Origin of the sequence: Gluconobacter oxydans (assembly GCF_006539685.1) — a bacterium.
GTDB classification, from domain to species: domain Bacteria; phylum Pseudomonadota; class Alphaproteobacteria; order Acetobacterales; family Acetobacteraceae; genus Gluconobacter; species Gluconobacter oxydans.
The window spans coordinates 14183-37039 of sequence record NZ_BJNM01000014.1 but is presented as its reverse complement, the minus strand read 5'-3'; the positions used below and the strand labels follow the sequence as shown (position 1 = coordinate 37039).

The window sequence follows — 22857 nt, the reverse complement described above, 5'->3', positions numbered from 1 at the left end:
GAACCCGGCTGACAGGCGTCAGGAAATGCGGTGGATCCAGCCATGGACGTCGTTCGTCCGGCCGCCCTGCACATCCGTCAGGGCCTTCTTGAGCTGCTGCGAGACCGGGCCAGGCGTCTTGCCGTCACCAAACACGGCTTCACCCGTCGGACGCATGAATTTTCCGATCGGCGAAAGAACCGCCGCCGTGCCGCAGGCGAAGGCTTCTGTGTACTTGCCCGAAGCCGCACCCGAGAACAGCTCGTCGATATCGACCGGCTCTTCAACCACCTCGATCCCTTGATCGGCGGCAAGCTGGATCAGGCTGTTGCGGGTAATGCCACGCAGGATGGTGCCACCCAGAGGTGGGGTGACGATCTTGCCGTCCTTGCGAACGAACATCACGTTCATGCCGCCCATTTCCTCAACGAAGCGACGCTCCCGCGCATCAAGGAACAGGACCTGGTCGCAGCCCTTGTCCTTGGCTTCGGCCTGGGCAATCAGGCTGCCGGCATAGTTGCCACCGCACTTGGCCTCACCCGTGCCACCGATGGCAGCGCGCGTGTAGTGTTCGGACACCCAGACGGATACGCAGCCGGAGCTGAAATAGGCACCAACCGGGCACGCGATGACTATGAACAGGTATTCCGTCGCTGGCTTCACACCCAGGAACACTTCGTTGGAGATCATGAACGGACGCAGATAAAGGCTCTGTCCCTCACCGGACGGCACCCAGTCCTGATCCACGCGTACCAGTTCATCCACGGCCTGAACGAACAGATCTTCCGGCAGCTCGGCCATGCCCATACGACGGGCAGACGCGGCAAAGCGCGATGCATTGGCTTCGGGACGGAAGGTGGCGACATGGCCGTCCTTCTCACGATAGGCTTTCATGCCTTCGAAGATCTCCTGCCCGTAATGCAGGACCGTCGATGCCGGATCGATGCTCAGCGGGCGGCGCGGCGTAATCTTCGCATCATGCCAGCCCTTGTCAGCAGAGTAGCTGATGAGAGCCATGTGATCGGTGAAAACACGCCCGAAAGCCGGGTTGGCGAGCAGTTCGGTCCGCTTGACGGGATCGGTCGGGGTTTCGGTCTTTTCAATGATGAAGGGCGTCATGGGGAAAACATCTTCCGAAGATTCTGGTCTTAAAAACAGCGAACGCACTCTGCCATACATGCTTGGCGCTGGCGATATGGGAATGTTATTTCTCTTGTAATTAATTTTTAGACCGAAAGATGCTTGCCAAGGCTATTCTACGGTTTTTTATTTCGCAAAACACAACCTTGACCATCCGCGCACACCGGGCACAAAAAAAACCCGACCATTTCTGGCCGGGTTTTCCGTCGTTCGAAAAGGCTGAAGGATCAGCGCTTCGAGAACTGGAAGGAACGACGTGCCTTCGCACGGCCGTACTTCTTACGCTCGACAATACGGCTGTCACGCGTCAGGAAGCCGGCAGCCTTGAGGATACCACGCAGGCTCGGCTCATAGTACGTCAGTGCACGGGAGATACCGTGACGGACAGCACCAGCCTGACCGGACAGACCGCCACCGGTCACCGTGCAGTACACGTCGAACTGGTTGTAGCGGTCAGCAATCAGGAACGGCTGCGTCAGAAGCATACGCAGGACCGGACGGGCGAAATACGTCGTGACCGGACGGCCGTTGACGATGATGTCACCCTTGCCAGGCTTGATCCACACGCGGGCCACGGCGTCCTTACGACGGCCGGTTGCGTAGGAACGGCCCTGGGCGTCACGCTTGACTTCGTGAACCGGGGCAGCGTTGGAGGTAACGGCAGGAGCAACGCTCGCAAGGTCCTGCAGCGTGCCGGTGCGCTCTTGGGTCTCGGACATGATACAGGCCTTACGACTCGTGGGTTACGGTGTTTTTGCGGTTCATCGCAGCAACGTCCAGCTTGACAGGCTTCTGGCCGTCATGCGGATGCTCGGAACCGGCATAGACATACAGGTGCTTCATCTGGGCGCGCTGCAGAGGACCACGGGTGATCATGCGCTCAACGGCCTTCTCGACAACTTCACCCGGGTTCTTGCCCGTGAGACGCTGCGTGATGGTGCGCTCCTTGATACCGCCCGGATGACCCGTGTGGTAGTGGAACAGCTTCTGGCCAACCTTGTTGCCCGTCAGAACGACCTTCTCGGCGTTGATGACGACAATGTTGTCGCCGCAATCAACGTGCGGGGTGAACTGCGGCTTGTGCTTTCCGCGCAGGCGGGTGGCGATGATGGTGGCGAGACGGCCGAGAACGAGCCCTTCGGCGTCGATCAGCACCCAGTTCTTCGTCACCTCCGCTGGCTTCAGCGAACGTGTGGTCTTCATTAGTGACATTCCAGCTTGGGGCACGGCCAGGGGCCGCACCGTGGATGGCGCTTGCAGCGAAAACGGTGCCCGAAAGCACCCTTTCCTCCGGCAAAGCGGATCAGGTGGGGCCTTATTGCCGTCTCCAGCGCGCACGTCAAGCCCCGTTCACACATTGAATTATGTGATTCGCAGCGGTTTTCCGCCGTTTTCAGCCATGCGGTATCCAGTTACCGCAACAAAAACGACGTCTGCATTGCCCCATGTCGCGACAATGGTATCCTGCCGCAACACAGACCGTTCGCGCCCGACGCCTGTGCGGGGCCGTTTCAGACAGGAACATCAACGTGAAAAGACCCTGGCTCACGGCGAGCCTGATTTCGGTAACGGCCGTAATCGGCATGGCCGGCGTTCACCACGAAGCCCACATGGAGCTGGTCCGCGGCCTTTCAAGCTTCCGCGCGGCTCTCCCGCCCGGGACGACATTCACTTATGGAAGTGCACACCCGGCCATTCTCTCGCTGGGCGCGATCCTGACCGACATCACCCTGCGGGATGGATCACTCACCCTGCGCGCTTCCCGGATGAAGCTGGGCCATCCCCGCCCGACGCCGGATGGTGGCCTCTCCATTCGCGCCGTCGAAGTCCGCGAACCGTTCCTTCAGACGCCGACGCAGATCATCCATGGCAGCACGCTCAGCCTGCGCCAGCTGGTTCTGCCGCCCTCCCGGCCCGCAACGGAAGGCCATTCCCGAATCGATCCGGCACATATCGCTCTCGCGCACGGACAGATCGAGCAGCTTTCGGTCCAGAACCTCGTCCCCTCTCCCTCACCTGGCCCGATCAATGTGCACAGCCTGTTTTCCGGTCGTCTCACGCTGGACAACTACGGCCCCGCCCTCGTCACGACACTCCGCACCGAGGGTTCGACCATCGCGTACGAGCGCACCGTTCACGCCCCCGGTCAGGAGCCGCAGCTTGTCAGCGGACAGGCCAGTCTGGAGCGGCTGGACCTGAAACAGAAGGATCTCGCCGCCCAGGTTGCAGCCCTGTGGGACCACCATCCCCTGCCGCCGCACATGGCCCCGCCCGAAAGTTTTGCGGCCCGCAATTTCAGGCTGAGCATGACATCAGGCACAATCCGGCTCGATGAACTGCACGGGACGGGAACGCTGGAGAACCAGACCGCGACCATGACGCAGGATCTGAAGGGCTTTCATTTCCAGAGCGACGAGAAGCTGCCCTTCCCGATCAACGGCGCAGGCTCGACCGCCCATTCTGTCCAGGTCTCGAATCTGGACGATCACACGTCCCAAACCGACGCGTCCCTCACGGTCCCGGGTTTCATGACCCTGACGGCCAGTGCCTGGACCGTTCAGACGGATTTTGCGCAAGGCCATTCCTCACCGCAGCAGATGCTCCAGTCGACGGCCCTGCAAAACGTGAGCTTCTCGCTGAAGGGAGACAGGCTTCTTGATACCGGTTTCGTCCTGTCCGCCCGGCAGGCCGGGAATGGCATGACGGCGGACCAGCTCCGCCAGCAGGCTGCGCAGGTCTTGCAGACGGCCCTTTCCGTCAATCCGGCCCTGAGCGCGATTCCGGATTATGTCGCCAATCCGGCTGGTCGTACCCTGACGGTAACCTATGCTTCCGGGACGCCCGTCTCCCTCCGGGTCCTCAATGACGCCTTCTCTTCCCCGGCCTCGATGCTGGCATTTCTCGCTTCCCCCGATCTGAAGGCTTCCGCGCAATGACGACCGGAAACATCCCAGACCCGTCATCGCCTGCGAAAGGCCCGGTCTGCATCATCGGCGCCAGCGGCCGCTCAGGATCCGCGCTCTGCCGCGCGCTTCTGGCTGAAGGCCAGAAGATCATTGCCGTCGTGCGCAGCCAGGGCAATCTCGCGCCCGACATCGCAGAAGCCTGTCAAGCCGTGCGGATCGCAGACCTTACGGACAGCGCCACGCTGGCTCTGGCGTTCGAAGATGCGGCGGTTATCGTCAACACGGCCCATGCGCGACACTTGCCCGCCATTCTGGCCGCTACGAAAGCCCCTATCGTAGCGCTGGGCAGCACACGCAAATTCACGCGCTGGCCCGACGATCACGGACGGGGTGTCCTCGCAGGCGAAACCGCCCTCAAGGCCGACGGTCGCCCGTCGATCATCCTGCATCCGACCATGATCTATGGTGCCCAGGGCGAAGACAATGTGCAGCGGCTAGCGAAGCTGCTGGAGCGCCTGCCCGTCATCCCACTTCCTGGCGGTGGCCGTGCCCTCGTGCAGCCCATCGACCAGCGGGACGTTACACGCTGCCTGGTCTCGGCCATACATCTGATCCAGAACGGAGACGTCACGGGGCCGGAAAGCATCGTGATCGCCGGTCCGACAGCGGTGGCTTACCGGACCTTCGTGCGCATGGTGCTGTATTTTGCGGGACTTGGCGGCCGTCCCATCGTCTCCCTGCCGGGATGGATGCTCATGGCGCTGTCTCATCTGACGCGGCATATCCGCAGACTGCCGCAGATCGCGCCGGAAGAAATCCGCCGCCTTCTGGAAGACAAGAATTTCGATGTGGGTCCGATGGAACAGCGTCTGGGCGTCACGCCCGTTCCGCTTGCCAACGGGCTGCACCATCTGTTCGGCAACAGAACGCACCAGAAGCAGGAGCCCTGATCCACGAAGGATCAGGGCCTCCCGGTTCGCATCAGTTCCGGGAATAGACGTCCTCGATCCGAACGATATCGTCTTCGCCGAGGTAAGGCCCGGACTGCACCTCAATGAGGGTCAGCGGAATCCGCCCCGGATTCTCAAGCCGGTGCACACAGCCCAGCGGCAGATAGATGCTCTCGTTTTCACGCACCATGATCTGGTCGGCATCACGGGTGACGAGTGCCGTGCCGCCCACGACAACCCAGTGCTCGGCGCGATGGAAATGCTTCTGCAGCGAGAGTTTCTGGCCTGGCTCAACCACGATCCGCTTGACCTGGAACCGGTCCGCCTGGATCAGGCTCTCATAGAAGCCCCACGGGCGATACATGCGGTTATGGGCCACCGCTTCCTTGCGCCCGGCTTTCTTCAGCCGGCTGACCATGTGCTTGACGTCCTGCGCCCGGTCACGATGCGAGACCATGACGGCGTCCTGCGTCACGACGACGATCAGATCTTCCACACCGGCGACTGTGGCGACGATTCCGTCCGAGCGGACATAGCAGTTCCGCGCATCATCGAGGAAAACATCCCCGAACGTGGCGTTGCCCGCTTCATCCTTGGACGTCAGCTCCCACAGCGCATCCCAGCTGCCGATATCCGACCAGCCGAATGTTCCCGGCACGACAGCCGCACGTTTCGTCCGCTCGGCCACGGCATAATCCACGGAAATATCCGGTGCCTGACGGAAGCTCGCATCGTCCAGGCGGTCGAAATCGAGGTCGCTCCGGCGCGCCCGGACGGCCTGCCCGACATGCTCGTGGATCGCAGGCTCGAAGGTCTGGATCTCGGAAAGAAAAACGCCGGCCTGGGTAACGAACATGCCGGAATTCCACAGATACCGCCCATCACGGAAAAAGGCTTCCGCCGTCACGGCATCCGGCTTCTCGACAAAACGCGAGACTTCATAAACGCCTTCAAGGCTTGAAAGGGGCGCACCGCTCTCGATATAGCCATAGCCCGTCTCGACGCGCGTGGGCTTCATTCCGAACGTCACGATCCGTCCCTGGGCTGCTGCGGCAACAGCATGCTCAAGCGCGGAGTAGAGAGCTGCCTCATCGGTAATGGCCGCATCCGCAGCCATGATCCACAGAACGGCGTCCGGATCCGTCTCGGCTACCAGGAACGCAGCTGCCGCTATGGCCGGAGCGGAATTGCGGCCCACGGGTTCGAGGACGATCCGGGCATTTTTAACCCCGACATCCCGCAGCTGTTCCGCGACGATGAAGCGGTGCTCAGCATTACAGATCACGATCGGGTCCGCCAGCCCTGCCCGCGCGCCGCGCAGCGCCGTTTCTTGGATCAGGGTATGCTTCGACAGGAGAGGCCAGAACTGCTTGGGGTAGCTGCTGCGCGAAACCGGCCACAGCCGGCTGCCTGATCCACCGGAGAGAATGACTGGAACGATCTTCTGGGACATGGGGGCTTACGCTTTTTCATCCACAAGATGGGGGCCGTACGGCTTCCCCGAAGGGCGCGCATCCTACATCAAGGTCGCGGCCTTTCCAATTTTACCTCCCGTCCTCCTCCTGCTCTCAATAATGAGCGGAGCATCAGAAAAGACGCTTCCGGAAATCTGAAACATTGACTGTCAGCGCAAGCAGGTTTCCTTATCCCCGGACGGGAATCAGCTTTACCCGCGGAGAAACAGACTCATGAAACAGAATATTTTCTCCTCCGGTATTCTTCTGGCGCTTCTGGGCTATGCCGCCTTTTCCATCAGCGATGCCTGCTCAAAAGGACTTGCGGGACATCTGGACCCTTTTGAAGTCGCGTTTTCAGGCGGCGTCTTCGGATTCATTCTCCTGCCTTTCATCCGCCGACCCGACGAACCCTATTCCGACATCTTTGCGACAACGCGGCCGGGGATGTGGATTCTGCGCGCGGTTTCGACATTCGTCTCGACGGCCGCGAGCGTCATGGCCTTCATGCTGTTGCCCATGCCAGAAGCCCTGTCGCTGATGTTCCTGATGCCCTTCTTCGTCACCATCATTTCCGTGACGATCCTCAAGGAAAAGGTCTCGTTCTGGACGTGGCTGTCCGTCGCAGTCGGATTTCTCGGTGTACTGATTGTCCTGCGGCCCGGTGCGCGGACATTCCATCTGGGTCATGTCTGCGCCATCGTCGCAGCCCTCGCCAATGCTAGCAGCGTCGTGGCCTACCGGCTTGCTGGAGACGGGAGCGCACGGCTTTCCCTGTTCGGATCAAGCCTGTTCGGTCCACTGATCGGGGATGGTCTGCTCATGATCACCCATGCGTCCTGGCCACATGGTCTGAAGGTCTGGGCCATTCTGTTCGGCTACGGGTTTCTCGCCGCCCTGGGGCAGCTTTTCATGATGATGGCCACAGCCGTCGCCCCCGCGAACCGCGTGGCACTCCCGCAATACAGCCAGATGGTCTGGGCGGTGGCATTCAGCTACCTGCTGTTTAACCAGCCTCTAGACAACTGGACTTTCGTGGGGATCGTGGTCGTCACGCTCTCGGGCATGCTGAACTGGATCCGCCAGAAACTGCGCTTCGAGCGCATGGCGCTGGAAGAACACTGGGAACACAGACACCACCAGCAGACTGATGTCGCAAAACCCTGAGGGCAATATTCAGTTTTTCGGGGATAAGGATTGCTGGGGCGAATGACGGGGATCGAACCCGCGACAACCGGTACCACAAACCGGCGCTCTACCAACTGAGCTACATCCGCCACACAGCGACGCATTCTCTAGAGGAAGGTTGGGGCTGTCGTCCAGTCCTTTGACGCAATTTTTTTTACGCTCCGGATTTTTTCGACCGCCCCGTTCCGACTCAGATCACCGGAGTACCCCCGGTGACGGCAATCGTGGCGCCCGAGACATAGCGGGCGTCATCACTGGCCAGGAAAACATACGCCCCGGCCAGTTCCGCCGGCTGTCCCGGGCGCTTCATCGGCGTATCAGCGCCAAAGCGTTCCACGTGTTCGACATCCATGGTCGCGGGAATGAGCGGCGTCCAGATCGGGCCAGGAGCGACCACGTTGGAGCGGATTCCCTTCTCGCCCAGCAACTGGGCCAGACCGCCGCTGAAGTTCTGGATGGCGCTCTTGGTCGCGGAATAGGCCAGAAGCTTTGGCTTGGGCTGATCGGCATTGACCGAAACCGTATGGATCAGCGCCCCACCCCGCGGCATGTGCGGCAGGGCCAGACGCGACAGGCGGAATGCAGAGCCGGCATTGATATCGAACGTCTTGTCCCATTCCTCCTCACTGACATCCGCCAGTGAGGACCGTTCAATCTGAAAGGCCGCGTTGTTCACGAGAATGTCGATCTGTCCGAACTCAGCGACCGTCCGGTCCACCAGTTCGGCGCAGACATCCCTATCCCGCAGGTCGCCGGGAACAAGGAGGGCGCGCCGTCCCGCCTTGCGTATCCAGGATTCGGTTTCACGGGCATCGTCCATTTCCTCAGGCAGGAACGACAGGACGACATCCACGCCTTCCCGCGCAAACGCGATCGCAACAGCCCGGCCGATACCGGAATCCCCACCCGTGATGATCGCGATCTTTCCGCGCAGACGGTCATGGCCGACATAGCTCTGCTCACCATGGTCGGGCTTCGGCGTCATGAGGGATGTCTGGCCGGGAATATGATCCTGATGCGGGGTGTTGAACGGCGGGGCGGGATAGTTGGCCATGGTATGCTCCGGATGAAGGAAGATCTGTTCCACCCCAACGCAAAAACGTTGCCTGCTGTTCAATTCGCTCCGGTTCATTCCAGACCTTCAATCCTGAACCGAGCCGGGTTACACTGGATTCACCATTGCCGCGCCGGGCCTAAATACGTCGCACCCTGTTCACGCCCTGCCTGCAAGGATCCTTCATGACTCCCGCTCTCTATCGTCGCCAGTGGGCACAGAACCCGCTGCGCGAAGTGCTGGCCGGAATGGTCGGCACCTTTGCCCTCATTCCCGAGGTCGTTGCCTTCTCCTATATCGCCGGCGTCTCGCCGGCCGTTTCGCTGTTCGCGTCCTTCGTCATTTCCGTCTCGATTGCCATTTTCGGCGGACGTCCGGGCATGATTTCCGGTGCGGCCGGTTCGGTGGCTCTGGTCGCGGCACCGCTGGTGCACGCTCACGGCGTACAGGCCATGCTGCTCGCTACGCTGGTGGCCGGTGCCTTTCAGGTCGTGTTCGGGCTGCTGCGTCTTCAGGCCGTCATGCGGTTCGTGCCCGCGGAAGTCCGCACGGGCTTCGTGAATGCGCTGGCCATCATGATCTTTTCCGCACAGGTGCCGCAGATGCTGGGCGTGACCTGGCACACCTATGCTCTGATCGCGCTGGGCCTTGTCATCATCTATTTGCTGCCCCGTCTGTCGGATGCCATCCCCTCGCCGCTGATCTGCATCGTCATTCTGACAGCCATCACGATGCTGCATCCGATGCCGGTTCACACGATTTCGGATCTCGGCGATCTGCCAACCGGCCTGCCCAGCCTGACCTTCCCGCATATCGCCCTGAACTGGGCCACATGGTCGGTCGTGCTGCCTTACGCGCTGGCCATGGCTGCCGTGGGGCTACTGGAATCCATGATGACGGCCTCCGTCGTCGATGACATCACCGACACCCATGGTGACCAGCGCATGGAATGCACGGGCCTCGGCATTTCCAACATTCTCGTCGGCGCATTTGGCGGCATCGCAGGCTGCGGCATGATTGGCCAAACCGTTGGCAATCTGCGCTATGGCGGTCGCGGACGCCTGTCCACCTTCACGGCAGGCGCGTTCCTGCTAGCCCTTATGGTGCTGCTGCATCGCTGGGTCGGACAGGTTCCGATGGCTGCCCTTGTCGCCATCATGATCATGGTCTCCGCCAGCACGTTCTCCTGGAGCAGCCTGCGCGATCTGACCCGCCACCCGCGCCTGTCCAGCCTGACCATGCTCGTCACGGTTGCCGTGGTCGTCATGACCCATGATCTGGCCGCAGGTGTTGCGGTTGGTGTCATGCTCTCGGGCGTATTCTTCGCCTGGCATGCCGCAAAGCTTCTGCGCGTTACGGAAGAGCGGTCGGGCGAAACGCTGACATACCGAGCCTCAGGACAGGTCTTTTTCGCATCCGCAGACAGCCTGTCCGATGCCATCGACTACCATACGGATGCAAAAACCGTGGTGCTCGACCTCACCCATGCGCGTTTCTGGGACATCACTTCAGTGCAGGTTCTGGAGAAGATCATCGGCAAGCTCCAGTCTCACGGCCATACGGTCGAAGTCACGGGACTTCATCACGACCAGCACGGCATCATTGCCTCGCAGTCCAACGAGAGCCTGCTCGCACTGTAAGGAACAGCAGGGCCTGAAATCGCAAAACCGTGTGGATGCCTGACTGTTATAACGGCATCCCCGAGCGATCCGGAGAGACGCGTTGCGCAGCATGATTGATTTCAGTTCCTGGCACAGCCTGCTGGCCACCCTGATCGGGCTGGCGCTTTTCACGCTGATCGGGGTCGGCATCCGGCTGCTGACGATGCTGACCATCCAGCAGCGCCGGGAGCGGATGAACCGCCAGATCAACGAGCGCCTTCGCGTGCTGATGGCCGCCTATCGCACACTGGGCGGTTCGTTCACCGGCACCCTGCTCGTGGATCCGACGCACAAGCGGGATCTGGGACCTGACCAACTTTCCGGCTCGGACCGCAACCGCCGCATACGCGATGCCGTCGAAGCCGCGCTGTCCGACATTATCCTGCTCGGAACAGAAGAACAGGTCCGGATGGCGGGCCGCGCGGCGGCGGAGCTTGTGGCCGGACGCCCTGTCCCTACCCATGATCTGGTGGTGTCCCTGCGCAACTTCATCCGCAAGGCCCTGAACCTTGAAAGCCTGCCTTCCGATCTCGTCCTGCCCGAACAGGGGCCTGCCCGCCCCTCCTCGAATGGTGGAAACAAAGGTGACGGTAAGGAAGGCGGAAAAGGTGGCGGCGGAGGTAGTGGGGACGGCGGTGGTGGAGGCGGCGGAATGGGCATGCAGGGCGGAATGGACCCGGCCCTGCATCATCCGGAGACGGACAGTCACAGTCTGTAATTCCGTCCAATCTTTAATCCGACCGTAACGAGTCGCCCATACCCCTGCCCCCGTACTGACGCTAAGAAGAAGTCATGGAGCCGCCCCAACCGCCCCCAGCAGCTTTAGCGCGCAAGAATCCCCGCGATCACCGTGTGGATGCGCTGCGCGGCATCGCCCTGTTGATGATGCTCGTGGATCATGTTCCCGATGATCTGCTCAACCGCATCACCATCCGCAATTTTGGTTTTGCGGACGCGGCTGAAATCTTCGTCATGCTGGCGGGTTATGCGTCCTATCTGGCCTATGGTCGTCTGATCGACAGGCAGGGCTGGAAAACCGGCATCCACCGCATTTTCGGGCGCTGCGTCAGGCTGTATCTGTACCAGACCGGCATGACGCTGGTTTTTGTCTGGACCGTGCGCCAGTGGCGGCACTACCAGCCCCTGCCCGAATATACGATCGAGCCCCAGCTTGCGCATGGCTATAGCGGGCTGTGGCGTATCCTGACCTTCGATGCCCTGCCGAGCTATCTGAACATCCTGCCGCTTTACGTCGTGCTTTTGGCGCTGTTTCCGCTGATTTACTGGGTTCTCAAGCGCAGTGTATGGCTGCTGCTGGCGCTCAGCATCGGTATCTGGGCCATTGCCAATCTGGATCCGCGCATCACCATCCCGAACTGGCTCGATCCCAATGGATGGTATCTCAACCCGTTTGGCTGGCAGTTTCTCTATATTTTGGGAATTCTGGGCGCTGTCTGGGCCTCGAAACACAATGGCGATCTGCCCTATCGCCCGTGGGCCAAGGCCCTGTGCCTGACCTATCTGGCAGGTGCTTTCGTGCTATGCTTTCCGTATGAATACTGGCACGTTCCGTTTCTGCGGATTTTTCCGGCCCCGCCCAATACAGGCAAATCCACGCTCGCCATCTGGCGCCTGCTGGACATCATGGCGATCTTCTATCTGGTGCAGTCGTCCAAGGCCCTCCGCCGCATTTCAGCCGACCGGATCGGCCAGAGCCTTGCCCTGCTGGGACGCAATTCACTGGAAGTCTTTGCCTGCAGCACGGTGCTGGACCTGCTGGGACGGCTGATGTTCGCAAGCTTTGGCATCAATCTGTGGGACCAGCTTGTGATGAACGTGGTCGGCCTCGGCCTGACCTACGCGCTGGCCATCCCGCTGGACCGCGCCCGTCAGCGGGCCAAGGCGGCCCGCCTGTCTTCGGGGCCGGCACGCCCCGTGCCAGCGCCCGAATAGCGGCGTTCGTTCAGCCTTCCTGCTGTATGATGCGGTTCGGGTGAAGCAGCTCGAACCGCTCCAGATCCGCCGAGAAAAGACGGACCTGCACGTCCATCCCATCTTCGCGATCCGTCCGACCAACCACTTCGCCATGCTGGTAAAGCCAGGCGAGAGCCGCGCCGTCCGTGATCGGAAGACGCACATCCACGGATTTCATTGATCGCGTCAGATACTGGTCCAGGATCTCGAACAGGTCCGGCAGGCCTTCGCCTGTGATGGCCGAGATCGCCACCGCGTTTTCACGCTTCGGCACGGCTTCGACACCGCCCACCAGATCGGCCTTGTTCAGCACTTCAATCGTGCGGTCCGGCCAGTGCGCGTCGAGCATCCCGTCGCGCACCATACCGTCCAGAACGTTGAGCACGTCCGCCCGTTGGGCGGCGCTGTCGGGATGCGAAATGTCGCGCACATGCAGGATCACGTCCGCTTGCGCCACTTCCTCAAGCGTTGCCCGGAAGGCCGCGATCAGTTCCGTCGGAAGTTCGCTGATGAAGCCCACCGTATCGGACAGGATCACATTGCGGCCTGAGGGCAGACGCAGTCCGCGCATGGTCGGGTCCAGCGTGGCAAAAAGCTGGTCCTGCGCATGGACGGATGCACCCGTCAGCGCATTGAACAGCGTGGACTTGCCCGCATTGGTGTAGCCCACGAGGGCCACGACCGGGAACGGCACGCGCTTGCGGGAATCACGATGCAGTCCGCGCGTCCGGCGCACCTGTTCCAGTTCTTTCTTGATCTTGCCGATCCGCTCGGCCAGCATCCGGCGATCCGCTTCCATCTGCGTCTCACCCGGACCACCAAGGAAGCCGAAGCCACCGCGCTGACGCTCAAGATGGGTCCACAACCGCACAAGCCGCGAGCGCTGGTATTCCAGATGGGCGAGTTCGACCTGAAGCACACCTTCACGGGTTGCTGCGCGCGCACCGAAGATATCGAGGATCAGTCCCGTCCGGTCCACGACCTTGCAGCCCAGGGCCTTTTCGAGATTGCGCTGCTGACCCGGCGACAGACGCGCATCAATGACGACCACATCCACGTTATCCAGCTTGACCGCCTCAGCCAGCTGTTCAACCTGACCGCTTCCCAGCAGGGTGGCAGGACGGCGCGCGCGCAGCAGAATGGCCGCCTGACGCACCACCACAAGCCCGATCGAGGCCGTCAGTCCGACCGCTTCTTCAAGCCGTGCATCGGCCGCGCGGATTTCCTCCTGCGGTCCCGACTTCTCCCAGGGCAGGATGACGGCCGCACGGGTTGCGGGTTTTTTGGTGTCGAAACCGCTCAAAGTTCTTCTTCCACAAAATGGGACATGGCCGCCACCGGCATGATCGTGCTGACGGCGTGTTTGTAGACAAGCTGCACATGGCCATCACGACGGAGCAGCAGGGTGTGCGCATCGGACTGGGCAACGATGCCCTGAAGCTTCACGCCGTTGACCAGAAAGACGGTCACGGACGCTTCGGTTCTGCGCAGATGGTCGAGGAAAACCTCCTGCACGGCACGGGAGCCGGCAGAAGAGGAAGGTTCTGAAGTCACGCTGTTAACAGTCGAGAGAAGGAAAAGGGAAAAAGAGGGTTCGACATCTCAGCCACTCACCGGCGTGGAAGGTGCGGCATTGCGCTCTTCATTCGTCGTCACCCCAAGCTGCTTGAGCTTGCGGTGCAGCGCACTGCGCTCCATGCAGACGAAGCTGGCCGTCCGGCTGATATTGCCGCCAAACCGCATGAGCTGCACCTGAAGATACTGCGTCTCGAACAGATCCCGCGCCTCACGCAGCGGCAAGCTCATGACATCCGCTCCGGAATTGAGACGCGTCATCGAGGGCGCCCCCTGGCTGATGGTGGCCGGCAGCATGTCCGCCCGGATCGGATCGTTGCCTGTCCCCGGCATCATGATCAGCAGCCGCTCCATCAGGTTGCGCAATTCACGCACATTGCCCGGCCATTCATAGGATTGCAGCGCGGCAAGCGCATCCACGGAAAGCTCCCGGACCGGAAGGCCGGAAGACTGCGCACAACGCTCCAGGAAGTGCCGCGCCAGACCGGGAATGTCCTCGCGCCGTTCGCGCAGGGAAGGTATCCGCAGAGGCACAACCGCAAGGCGGTAATACAGGTCTTCGCGGAACCGGTGCGCGGCGATCTCGGACTGGAGATCCCGGTTGGTGGTGGCGATGACACGGATGTCCACCTTCACCCGCGTATTGCCGCCAAGACGCTCGAATGTCTGGTCCTGAAGCGCACGGACGATCTTGCCCTGCGTCTCGGGCGGCATGTCAGCGACTTCATCGAGCAGCAGTGTGCCGCGATGGGCCCGCTCCAGCACGCCACGGCGCATCGGCTGACCGTCTTCGCCCTCAAGGCCGAAGAGTTCTTCCTCAAAGCGGTTCGGTGCCAGTGTTGCGCAGTTCAGGGCAATGAAGGGCCCTTCCGCACGACGGGACCGCGCATGGATCATGCGGGCTGCAACTTCCTTGCCCGATCCGGCCGGGCCGCTGATCAGCACGCGCGAATTGGTGGGGGCGACACGCTCGATCTGGGCGCGAACGGCCGAAATGACGGCGCCGTCCCCCGACAGCGTCGTCTCCGGACCGGCCCGCAGACGCAGTTCCGCATTTTCCCGCCGCAAACGCGCGGCTTCCAGCGCACGCCGCACCACGACCAGAAGCCGGTCCGACTGGAACGGCTTTTCGATGAAGTCATAAGCCCCGAGCTTGAGACTGGACACCGCCGTCTCGATGGTTCCGTGACCCGAAATCATCAGCGTCGGCAGGCCAGGCTCCTCGGTCTGGAAGATCTTGAGCAGCTCGATCCCGTCCAGCCGGGATCCCTGAAGCCAGATATCCAGAATCGCCAGCGACGGACAATGCGCGCGGAAGAGTTCGAGCGCCTGATCCGAATTGGCGGCCGTCCGGGTCTTGTAGCCCTCGTCGTTCAGAATGCCCTCGATGAGAAACCGGATATCCGGTTCGTCATCGACGATCAGGATCTCATGTTCCATCTGCTGTCCTCATGGTCTGAAGGTCCGTTCCACCCGGGACATGGCTCTCCTGCTCCCATAACGGCAGGGACAGGGTGACACGCGTTCCCCGCTGCCCGGGCGACGCGCCACGGGACTGGTCTGGTTCCCGATCAGTGAGCTGAAGCATCCCGGAATGGTCCTCCATGATCTTCTTGACGATCGCAAGGCCGAGGCCGGTGCCCTTCGCCTTGTGGGTTACATAAGGCTCGGTCAGCCGGTGGCGTTCCACCGTCGGCAGGCCGATCCCGTCATCTTCTATGTCTAGCAGGACATGCCCGCCGCGAATGTGCAAGCCCACCACAATGTGTCCAATTGGCTGCACTGGCTGTCCGGAAGCATTTTCTCCCGGTTTTCCGCGGCCTGCCATGCTGATGGCATCAGCGGCATTCTGTAGAAGGTTTGTCAGCGCCTGGCCGATGAGTCGCCGGTCACAACGCACGATCGGCCCTGAGGGCGGCAGTCCGGTCGTCTCGAACACGATTTCGGGATGAGCGTTCCTCTGGAGCACCAGCGCCTCCCGGCACAGGCGCGAGAAATCTTCCGACTGCATGACGGGCTGTGGCATTCGCGCAAAAGCGGAGAACTCGTCGACCATCCGCCCGATATCGCCGACCTGCCGCACGATCGTATCCACAAGCTGGGTATAGGTCTCGGGATCGGAGTGGATTTCCTTGAGGAAACGCCGTTTGAGACGCTCTGCCGCAAGCTGGATCGGGGTCAGCGGATTTTTGATCTCATGCGCCACACGCCGTGCCACATCGGCCCAGGCAGCCTTGCGCTGTGCGGGCTGAAGATCCGTGATGTCATCAAAGGTCACGACATAACCCGCGACATCCTGCCCACGCAGTTCCGCCACGACCCGCACGAGAAGCGTCCGCCCCGCACCGGCCCCAGCCCCTTCGCCTGGCCCACCCGGACGCTGGGCACCTTCCGTGTCCACCTGGATTTCCGCCGTATGAACGCGTTCAGGCGCCATACGCGCCGCATCCAGAAGGCCCGAAAACTCCGGCACACGATCCGTCAGCTTCATCCCGATAGCTGGCTGAAGATCGCGCTGGAGCACGCTGGACGCCGCGCGATTGGGCAGTTCGATGACCTGCATCCGGTCCAGTCCGATCACGCCGGCCGACACACCGGCCAGCACGGTTTCGGTAAAGCGGCGGCGCTCGTTGATCTGGTCATAGGCCTGCATCAGCTCGGAGCGCTGGCTTTCAAGCTGATCCGTCATGCTGTTGAAAGCACGGGACAGGCCCGTCACTTCGTCGTCCTTGTCCTGCCCCGCATCGTCGGGGACGGGCACCCGCACACCCAGATCGCCCTTGGAAATCCGCTGGGCTGCGAGAATGAGCAATCCGAGCGGGTTGGCGATACGATTGGCCAGTGCAAGCCCGGTCAGCATCCCGACAGCCAGAACCAGCAGCCCCATCAGGGCGAAAATGACCGCGAACAGGACCTGCGTCTTACCGCGATTGGTGATCAGCCGCTGATAATCCGCGACCAGCGCATCAGTGCGGCGCATGTGTTCCACGACATCCGGATCGACCGGGCGAGTGATGACCAGCATAAGGCCGGAATTGCCCCCCAGCGCCACCACGGCACGCACTTTCCGCTGATCCGGACGGTCAAGGATGACCGCCTCGCCATGTTGCGCCAGTTCAACAACCGATTTCGGCGGCAGAGGCGGGGCGGTCGTCATATCGGCGTCGCTGCCCAGAAGACCACCGACTGCCAGAACCTTGTAGGTCAGGGGATCGAAGACTTCCGCATCCGTCAGGCCACGCTCGGTAACTTCATCATCCAGGAATTCCTGAAGACGTGCGGGGTCGTGGAAAAGATCGGTCCCACGCGAGAACAGCTCATCGTTCTGGACGGTGATCAGCGTGTTCGCGAGCGCGAAGGCCTCGGTCCGGGCATTGTCATTATGTTCGCGCAGATAGCCAACCGCGACGGACCGGGCCTCGGTCAGGGCATCATTCACACGGTTGGAGAACCAGATTTCCACACCGTAATGGAAGAACAGCGTCGCCACAGCGCCCACCACGATGGTCGGCGCAACCGCAACAATTCCGAACAGCGTAATGAGCCGGACATGCAGCCGTGCACCTGCCAGACCAAGCCTGCGCTCGGCGACCATCCGCCCGATCTGCACCACGGCTGCAGCCGCAATCAGCATGAGCGTGATGAAATCGAGCAGGAAGACGATCGCCTGAACCTGCGGACGATGCGCCAGAGACATGCCGCCCGACAGCACCACAAACGTCGCAAAGGCGAGCACCAGTGCCATGACTGTCAGAAGAACCGCCCCATTGGCACTCGTCAGCCTTGCGAACAGGCGCCTCAGGGCAGGAAATCTCACTCGTCGATGCCTTTCGGGATCGTGATGTCGAGCTCACGGATCCGCTTGCGCAGGGTGTTGCGGTTCACACCCAGAATGGCGGCCGCCCGAAGCTGGTTACCGCAGGTCCGGCGCAGGACCATTGTGATCAGCGGACGTTCGACCTCGCCCACCACACAGGCATGCAGATCGCCCGCCCCGTTTTCCAGATCGCCCTCAAGATATTCGGACAGGGGCCGTTCCAGTGCCCGTTCCAGACCGCGGGGGCGCGCCGTGCCCGTTCCGGCCGCCAGCCGACAGACCGCGCTGATCCGCTCCGGCCCCAGACGCTGCGCCGAGGGCAGCGCCGACAGCCAGCGATGCAGGGCAGCGGACAGACCACCCTGTCGAAGCAGAAGAACGGGATCATGCCGGCTCCCCGCGATCACGCGCAGATCCGTGTCCGCCTGTGCCAGCCAATCCATGAACCGGTCCTGCATCAGCGGGCACAGACAGTCGATCTCGTCCAGCAGCAACGTTCCGCCCTGAGCCTGCTGGATCCAGCCGGCCTCGCCGTTGCCAAAGAGCGCCGCTTCACGAAGCGCGCGCGGCGTCGCGGTCAAGGCTGCAATCACGAACGGATTTTGTGCCCGCGGGCTGTGACTGTGAAGCCGCCGGGCGACATCCTGCCGGTCCAGCCGGGACGCTCCATACAGAAAAACCGGATGGCAGCCCTGCTCGACCAGACCTGAAGCGGACTGTTCCGTCATGGCTGCCATGGAAGCGCGGGGCGGCTCACGCTCTCACGCCGCTTCACGCGTGCCGTCGCGGCTCAGACTGCCCGTCGGGCCGGCCTCACGGTTGCGAACGACACCAGCGTCGATATGACGGTCATAGAATGCCGTGAGCAGCGCAATCGCCTCGGCGGCGCTCTCGACGCCATTGATGGTGGAGCGGAACGTCGCAGAGCCCGGCAGCCCGGCGGAATACCAGGAGACATGCTTGCGGGCGAGACGCAGGCCCGGCCGCTCACCGAAATGGTCGAGCATCATCCGGTAATGCCGCAGGGCGATTTCCTTTTCGGTCGCCAGATCCGGGTCCGGCACATCCTCGCCGGTGCGCAGGGACTGTGCCACCTGTGCCGTAAACCAGGGCCTTCCGTAACAGCCACGCCCGATCATGACGCCATCGGCATGAGACTGATGCAGCGCCTCACGCGCATCGCGGATGGTGTTGATATCACCATTGACGATGACCGGAAGTGACACCGCGTCCTTCACCGTTTTGACGAAACGCCAGTCCGCCGTGCCGTTATAAAACATCTGCCGGGTACGGCCGTGAACCGTTACAAGCCGGATTCCGCTCTCTTCCGCGATTTTCGCCAGTCGCGGCGCATTGAGCGAATTGTGGTCCCAGCCCATGCGCATCTTGAGCGTCACCGGTACATTCACGGCACGTGCGGTCGCTTCGAGCAACTTTCCGGCCAGAACCTCGTCCCGCATCAGTGCAGAACCAGCCATCTGCCCGATCGCAACCTTCTTCACCGGGCAGCCAAAATTGATGTCGATGAGGTTCGCGCCCCCATCCACCGAAATTTTCGCAGCCTGCGCCATGGCCTTGGGATCACATCCGGCCAGTTGGACCGCATTCGGCCCGCGCTCGGCCATCCGCGCCATGCGCATGGTGTTTTCATTCTCGCGGATCATCGCCCAGGAGGCGATCATTTCCGACACGACGAGCCCTGCCCCCAGATCACGGGCAAGCTGACGGAACGGCAGATCCGTGACACCCGAAAGCGGAGCAAGGATCACCGGATCCTCGATCACCACGCCCTGCCCCAGGTCGATGGGTTTCAGGACACGGTTCGGGGGTGCTGCGGCAGGCGCATCAGGGACGGCGGAAGGAGCGGAAGCAGTCATGGCAGGATCAATTTAGCGGCCCGTCTCCGCAAGCGCAAACGCTCCTTTGCACGCAACCCCGCCCCCTGTCCGTGCGCTATTCCTCCGACAGTCTTCACGCCACTTCCACCATCCCTTCATGGAGAAGAGCATGCCGCACATTACGACCAGCGACGGAACGCGTATCCATTACGAGGAACAGGGACACGGACGCCCTCTCGTCATGCTTCATGGCTGGACGTTCTCGGGACGCTTCTTCCATCGCAATGTCGGGCCGATCTCGGAACAGGCCCGCGTCATCACCGTGGACCTGCGGGGACACGGACGCTCCGAAAAGCCTCAGCATGGCTATCGCATCTCCCGTCTGGCCGCCGATCTGCGGGATCTTCTGGTTGCGCTGAACCTTCAGGACGTGACGGTTCTGGGCTGGTCGATCGGCTGCCCCATCATCTGGTCGTATCTGGAACTGTTCGGGTCAGAGCGCATCCGCAACGCCATTTTCGTCCAGCAGACCCCGAAGCAGTATTATTCGGCTGACTGGAAGCTCGGCCACGCCGCCTGTTTCGATCAGGCCGGGCTGACAGCCGTGCAGCAGCAGCTCACGCTGACACCGGACGAGTTCGACAGGGGCAATCTGGAAAGCTGCATCTGCCACCCGCTGCCCGAAGACGAGAAAGCGCTCCTGCTCCGGGAAATGGCGCAAAGCCCGGCTCATGCCCGCAGCGCCATGATGGCGGATCACACCACGCAGGACTGGCGTGACATTCTGCCCCGCTTCACCCTTCCCGCTCTCATGATGATCGCCCGCAAGGACAAGGTCCTGAATCCGGACGGGCCCGCCTGGGTGGCGCAGCACATGCCCAACTGCACCGGCGTGGAGTTCGAGGACAGCGCGCACATGGTCTTTCTCGACGAGACCGAAAAGTTCAACCGCACCGTTCTCGACTTCCTGAAGAGGTGATCCCATGACGAAACTCCCCTTCCCTTTCGGCATGAACGAATTCACGACGCAGCCCTGGTCGTTCGAGGAAGACGTGGCGCGTTACCGCGACCTCGGCGTGGATGCGATCGAGATCTGTGAAGCCAAGCTTGATCCGGCCCGCATTGAGGAGCAGATGTGCCTCGTCAGGGAGAGCGGGCTGAGCGTCAGTGCGGTCCAGCCGCTGGTCCGGACCTTCTTCGGAAGCGCTATGGTCCCTGAACCTGAAGCGACTGAAGCCCGCGTCAAACGCCTTACCCAAAGCCTGAAAACGCTCGCGCCTCATGTCCCCGGCAGCGTCTTTGTGACCAATACCGGCGCGCCACCCAAGGGTAACATGCGCCGTACCATGGACGAGACGGTGCGTTACCTGAAGGAGCTCTGTCCCCTTGCCGAGGATCTGGGTGTTTCCCTGTCGCTGGAGCCGCTCAACCCGACCTCGGTGAACACCGAAAGCGCCATCTGGACCATCGAGCAGGCCATGGACATCATTGAGGACGTCGGCCATCCGGCGATGGGTCTGTGTCTGGATTACTGGAACATCTGGCAGCAGAAGGATGTCTGCGCGGCTATCCGTGCTGCGGGAAGCAAAATCAACGTCCTTCAGGTCAGCGACTGGCGCACGCCCTATTCCGCCGCCGACCGCCTGATCCCCGGCGATGGCTGCATTCCGCTTCATGAAATGCTGCATGCCACATGGGATGCGGGCTTTCGTGGCGCCTGCACGGTCGAGATCTTTTCGTCAGATGTGCCGGACAGCCTTTATGACCGCGACCTGAGCGATGTCATCCGCTTCTGCCGCGAGGGACTGGATCAGGCCTGGACCGGCGAGGCCTGACGTCACTCCGTCGGTCCGATTTCCTCGCGGTGCCGTTTCAGCCCGTCCTGCGTGATGACGAAGCGCCCGTCATCGCGCAGTTCCGACAGTCCGAGCCGTTCCAGCCGCTCCAGACAGGGCTGGTCTTTCAGCCCTGTCGGTCGCCCCGTCGACGCACACAGCAAAAGCCGGTGCAGCGTCGAGCGGCAGCACGTCTCCAGATAAGGCTCGTCATAGGATTCAGCAGCGGATGCGTCGGACATGAGTTCGCGTCTATCGCGTCCCTGCGCCACCGCCAAGACAAAACGCCATCAGATACACTCCGGGGGTGAGCCAGACGCGCGAAGCTGATGCGTCACACCGCGGATTAGGGTATGGAAACGACTCATGATCGATCTCGGAACGCTCGTCACTCCGCTCCTGCACCGCTTCGACACCGAAACGGCGCACGAACTCGCCATCCATTCCCTCGCACTCGGACTCGGCGGCCATGCCCCGAAGGACGTGCCGGCCCTCTCGACCCGCACGCTCGGCCTGCGCTTTCCCAACCCGATCGGCCTGGCCGCCGGGTTTGACAAGGATGCCCGCGCCATCCGTCCGCTGGCAAAGCTGGGTTTCGGCCATATCGAGGCCGGGACCGTGACGCCCCGACCCCAGCCCGGCAATCCCGGCCCCCGCCTGTTCCGGCTGGTCGAGGACGGCGCGATCATCAATCGCATGGGGTTCAATGGCTGCGGCGTTGACCGCTTCTGCCGCCGTCTCGCCCGCCTGCACCGCCCGATGCCCAATGGCAGGATGCGCGGCCCGACCGTCCCGCTTGGCGTGAATATCGGGATCAACAAGACCGGCTCCGACCCGCTGCGCGACTATCCGGACCTCGTGGCCCGCGTGCGCCCCTATGCCGATTACATCACGATGAATCTGTCGTCCCCCAACACGCCGGGCCTGCGCGATCTTCAGTCAGCAACGATGCTGAAAGAGCTTCTGGATGCCATCAACACCCGCAATCCGGAGCGTCCGCCTCTTCTGGTCAAGCTCGCGCCCGATCTGGATGACAGTTCTTACGAGCCGATCCTTGAAGCCGCGATCGAAGGCGGTGCGCAGGGGCTGATCCTGACCAATACGACCATTGCCCGTCCCGCGACCCTGCATGACCCGGCGGCCCGCGAAAGCGGTGGCCTCTCCGGCCGCCCCCTCGCCCCGCGTTCGCGCGAGGTTCTGAGGATCGTCTCGGGGTTGAACAAGGGCCGTCTGGCGCTGATTTCCTGCGGCGGCATCGAGACCGGTGAAGACATTCTCGCCCGCATCCGCATGGGTGCGGATATGGTGCAGATTTATTCGTCCTTCGTGCTGCAAGGCCCTGGCATCCTGACCCGCATGAAGACGGAACTGCTCGACGCCATGCGTCGCGACGGGTTCGAGACGATCGCCGATGCCCATGGCATTGACCGGCTGAACTGACGGACCGGTAAGTTCCCGTCTCAGGGCATCTTTCCCTTTGGGGGAA

General features: G+C 62.0%; 21 protein-coding genes and 1 tRNA gene. 9 read left to right on the top strand and 13 right to left on the bottom strand.

Annotated elements, in window-relative coordinates:
* Positions 1-18: 18 nt before the first annotated feature.
* The 3 genes from GOX01_RS07535 to rplM form a co-directional block, all read right to left on the bottom strand.
* Positions 19-1098, bottom strand: coding sequence for a branched-chain amino acid aminotransferase (locus tag GOX01_RS07535; RefSeq protein WP_024716524.1), 1080 nt, complete (start codon positions 1096-1098; stop codon positions 19-21).
* A gap of 248 nt (positions 1099-1346) precedes the next feature.
* Positions 1347-1838, bottom strand: coding sequence for a 30S ribosomal protein S9 (rpsI, locus tag GOX01_RS07530; RefSeq protein ID WP_011252035.1), 492 nt, complete (start codon positions 1836-1838; stop codon positions 1347-1349).
* Between the two features lie 10 nt (positions 1839-1848).
* Positions 1849-2322 carry a 50S ribosomal protein L13 gene (gene rplM, locus GOX01_RS07525; protein WP_011252036.1) on the bottom strand — a complete coding sequence of 158 codons (474 nt, stop codon included), beginning with the start codon at positions 2320-2322 and terminating at the stop codon, positions 1849-1851.
* 326 nt (positions 2323-2648) lie between these two features.
* On the opposite strand from rplM, the gene GOX01_RS07520 reads away from it, so the two are divergent.
* Together GOX01_RS07520 and GOX01_RS07515 are read left to right on the top strand one after the other, a co-directional pair.
* Positions 2649-4055, top strand: coding sequence for a hypothetical protein (locus GOX01_RS07520; protein WP_011252037.1), 1407 nt, complete (start codon positions 2649-2651; stop codon positions 4053-4055).
* Positions 4052-4975 (top strand): SDR family oxidoreductase, encoded by a 924-nt coding sequence (locus GOX01_RS07515; RefSeq protein ID WP_062269687.1) that lies wholly within the window; start codon positions 4052-4054, stop codon positions 4973-4975. The genes GOX01_RS07520 and GOX01_RS07515 overlap by 4 nt, the downstream gene beginning before the upstream one ends.
* Positions 4976-5006: 31 nt before the next feature.
* On the opposite strand, the gene GOX01_RS07510 is transcribed toward GOX01_RS07515, so the two are convergent.
* Positions 5007-6428 carry a mannose-1-phosphate guanylyltransferase/mannose-6-phosphate isomerase gene (locus tag GOX01_RS07510; protein ID WP_011252039.1) on the bottom strand — a complete coding sequence of 474 codons (1422 nt, stop codon included), beginning with the start codon at positions 6426-6428 and terminating at the stop codon, positions 5007-5009.
* A gap of 235 nt (positions 6429-6663) precedes the next feature.
* Here GOX01_RS07510 and GOX01_RS07505 point away from each other — a divergent pair, with 235 nt between their 5' ends.
* Entirely contained in the window at positions 6664-7596 is a 933-nt protein-coding gene (locus tag GOX01_RS07505; protein ID WP_011252040.1) for a DMT family transporter, read from the top strand.
* Between the two features lie 34 nt (positions 7597-7630).
* Here the strand turns inward: GOX01_RS07505 and GOX01_RS07500 are convergent.
* Positions 7631-7706, bottom strand: a tRNA-His gene (locus GOX01_RS07500).
* Between the two features lie 101 nt (positions 7707-7807).
* Entirely contained in the window at positions 7808-8671 is an 864-nt protein-coding gene (locus tag GOX01_RS07495; protein ID WP_024716522.1) for an SDR family oxidoreductase, read from the bottom strand.
* A gap of 185 nt (positions 8672-8856) precedes the next feature.
* Here GOX01_RS07495 and GOX01_RS07490 point away from each other — a divergent pair, with 185 nt between their 5' ends.
* From GOX01_RS07490 to GOX01_RS07480, 3 genes are all read left to right on the top strand, one after another.
* The gene (locus GOX01_RS07490; RefSeq protein WP_062269689.1) at positions 8857-10311 is read left to right on the top strand and encodes a SulP family inorganic anion transporter; all 1455 of its coding nucleotides are present in this window, start codon (positions 8857-8859) and stop codon (positions 10309-10311) included.
* A 91-nt stretch (positions 10312-10402) separates the two neighbouring features.
* Positions 10403-11050, top strand: a complete 648-nt coding sequence (locus GOX01_RS07485) for a hypothetical protein (protein ID WP_011252043.1) — start codon at positions 10403-10405, stop codon at positions 11048-11050.
* Positions 11051-11124: 74 nt separating this feature from the next.
* Positions 11125-12285 carry an OpgC family protein gene (locus GOX01_RS07480; RefSeq protein ID WP_011252044.1) on the top strand — a complete coding sequence of 387 codons (1161 nt, stop codon included), beginning with the start codon at positions 11125-11127 and terminating at the stop codon, positions 12283-12285.
* Positions 12286-12295: 10 nt separating this feature from the next.
* Here GOX01_RS07480 and hflX read toward each other — a convergent pair whose 3' ends face one another.
* From hflX to dusB, 6 genes are all read right to left on the bottom strand, one after another.
* Positions 12296-13609 (bottom strand): GTPase HflX, encoded by a 1314-nt coding sequence (hflX, locus tag GOX01_RS07475; protein WP_024716520.1) that lies wholly within the window; start codon positions 13607-13609, stop codon positions 12296-12298.
* Positions 13606-13860: an RNA chaperone Hfq gene (gene hfq, locus GOX01_RS07470; protein WP_011252046.1), complete on the bottom strand. Its 255-nt coding sequence runs from the start codon at positions 13858-13860 to the stop codon at positions 13606-13608. The genes hflX and hfq overlap by 4 nt, the downstream gene beginning before the upstream one ends.
* 48 nt (positions 13861-13908) lie before the next feature.
* The gene (gene ntrX, locus GOX01_RS07465; RefSeq protein ID WP_011252047.1) at positions 13909-15321 is read right to left on the bottom strand and encodes a nitrogen assimilation response regulator NtrX; all 1413 of its coding nucleotides are present in this window, start codon (positions 15319-15321) and stop codon (positions 13909-13911) included.
* Positions 15311-17626, bottom strand: coding sequence for a sensor histidine kinase NtrY-like (locus tag GOX01_RS07460; RefSeq protein ID WP_131973868.1), 2316 nt, complete (start codon positions 17624-17626; stop codon positions 15311-15313). Before GOX01_RS07460 ends, ntrX begins: the two co-directional genes overlap by 11 nt.
* A 68-nt stretch (positions 17627-17694) precedes the next feature.
* Complete coding sequence (locus GOX01_RS07455; RefSeq protein ID WP_174787475.1) at positions 17695-18435, bottom strand: sigma 54-interacting transcriptional regulator; 741 nt, start codon at positions 18433-18435, stop codon at positions 17695-17697.
* Positions 18436-18459: 24 nt separating this feature from the next.
* On the bottom strand, positions 18460-19575 hold the full coding sequence (gene dusB / locus GOX01_RS07450; RefSeq protein ID WP_062269694.1) for a tRNA dihydrouridine synthase DusB: 1116 nt from the start codon (positions 19573-19575) through the stop codon (positions 18460-18462).
* Positions 19576-19705: 130 nt separating this feature from the next.
* Between dusB and GOX01_RS07445 the strand changes: the two genes are divergently transcribed.
* Both GOX01_RS07445 and GOX01_RS07440 read left to right on the top strand, forming a co-directional pair.
* Positions 19706-20515 (top strand): alpha/beta fold hydrolase, encoded by an 810-nt coding sequence (locus GOX01_RS07445; RefSeq protein ID WP_062269696.1) that lies wholly within the window; start codon positions 19706-19708, stop codon positions 20513-20515.
* 4 nt (positions 20516-20519) lie between these two features.
* Positions 20520-21371: a sugar phosphate isomerase/epimerase family protein gene (locus tag GOX01_RS07440; RefSeq protein ID WP_011252052.1), complete on the top strand. Its 852-nt coding sequence runs from the start codon at positions 20520-20522 to the stop codon at positions 21369-21371.
* 2 nt (positions 21372-21373) lie between these two features.
* Here GOX01_RS07440 and GOX01_RS07435 read toward each other — a convergent pair whose 3' ends face one another.
* A complete protein-coding gene (locus tag GOX01_RS07435; RefSeq protein WP_024716518.1) occupies positions 21374-21613 on the bottom strand; it encodes a hypothetical protein in 240 nt (79 codons plus the stop codon).
* 124 nt (positions 21614-21737) lie between these two features.
* Here GOX01_RS07435 and GOX01_RS07430 point away from each other — a divergent pair, with 124 nt between their 5' ends.
* Positions 21738-22811: a quinone-dependent dihydroorotate dehydrogenase gene (locus GOX01_RS07430; protein ID WP_011252054.1), complete on the top strand. Its 1074-nt coding sequence runs from the start codon at positions 21738-21740 to the stop codon at positions 22809-22811.
* Positions 22812-22857: the final 46 nt, after the last annotated feature.

What these genes read in the sequence shown, in the direction of transcription:
- GOX01_RS07535 (WP_024716524.1), bottom strand. Translation starts at nt 1,098, where the DNA reads ATGACGCCCTTCATCATTGAAAAGACCGAAACCCCGACCGATCCCGTC.
- rpsI (WP_011252035.1), bottom strand. Translation starts at nt 1,838, where the DNA reads ATGTCCGAGACCCAAGAGCGCACCGGCACGCTGCAGGACCTTGCGAGC.
- rplM (WP_011252036.1), bottom strand. Translation starts at nt 2,322, where the DNA reads ATGAAGACCACACGTTCGCTGAAGCCAGCGGAGGTGACGAAGAACTGG.
- GOX01_RS07515 (WP_062269687.1), top strand. Translation starts at nt 4,052, where the DNA reads ATGACGACCGGAAACATCCCAGACCCGTCATCGCCTGCGAAAGGCCCG.
- GOX01_RS07510 (WP_011252039.1), bottom strand. Translation starts at nt 6,428, where the DNA reads ATGTCCCAGAAGATCGTTCCAGTCATTCTCTCCGGTGGATCAGGCAGC.
- GOX01_RS07505 (WP_011252040.1), top strand. Translation starts at nt 6,664, where the DNA reads ATGAAACAGAATATTTTCTCCTCCGGTATTCTTCTGGCGCTTCTGGGC.
- GOX01_RS07495 (WP_024716522.1), bottom strand. Translation starts at nt 8,671, where the DNA reads ATGGCCAACTATCCCGCCCCGCCGTTCAACACCCCGCATCAGGATCAT.
- GOX01_RS07490 (WP_062269689.1), top strand. Translation starts at nt 8,857, where the DNA reads ATGACTCCCGCTCTCTATCGTCGCCAGTGGGCACAGAACCCGCTGCGC.
- GOX01_RS07485 (WP_011252043.1), top strand. Translation starts at nt 10,403, where the DNA reads ATGATTGATTTCAGTTCCTGGCACAGCCTGCTGGCCACCCTGATCGGG.
- GOX01_RS07480 (WP_011252044.1), top strand. Translation starts at nt 11,125, where the DNA reads ATGGAGCCGCCCCAACCGCCCCCAGCAGCTTTAGCGCGCAAGAATCCC.
- ntrX (WP_011252047.1), bottom strand. Translation starts at nt 15,321, where the DNA reads ATGGAACATGAGATCCTGATCGTCGATGACGAACCGGATATCCGGTTT.
- GOX01_RS07460 (WP_131973868.1), bottom strand. Translation starts at nt 17,626, where the DNA reads ATGGCACTGGTGCTCGCCTTTGCGACGTTTGTGGTGCTGTCGGGCGGC.
- GOX01_RS07455 (WP_174787475.1), bottom strand. Translation starts at nt 18,435, where the DNA reads ATGGCAGCCATGACGGAACAGTCCGCTTCAGGTCTGGTCGAGCAGGGC.
- dusB (WP_062269694.1), bottom strand. Translation starts at nt 19,575, where the DNA reads ATGACTGCTTCCGCTCCTTCCGCCGTCCCTGATGCGCCTGCCGCAGCA.
- GOX01_RS07445 (WP_062269696.1), top strand. Translation starts at nt 19,706, where the DNA reads ATGCCGCACATTACGACCAGCGACGGAACGCGTATCCATTACGAGGAA.
- GOX01_RS07440 (WP_011252052.1), top strand. Translation starts at nt 20,520, where the DNA reads ATGACGAAACTCCCCTTCCCTTTCGGCATGAACGAATTCACGACGCAG.
- GOX01_RS07435 (WP_024716518.1), bottom strand. Translation starts at nt 21,613, where the DNA reads ATGTCCGACGCATCCGCTGCTGAATCCTATGACGAGCCTTATCTGGAG.
- GOX01_RS07430 (WP_011252054.1), top strand. Translation starts at nt 21,738, where the DNA reads ATGATCGATCTCGGAACGCTCGTCACTCCGCTCCTGCACCGCTTCGAC.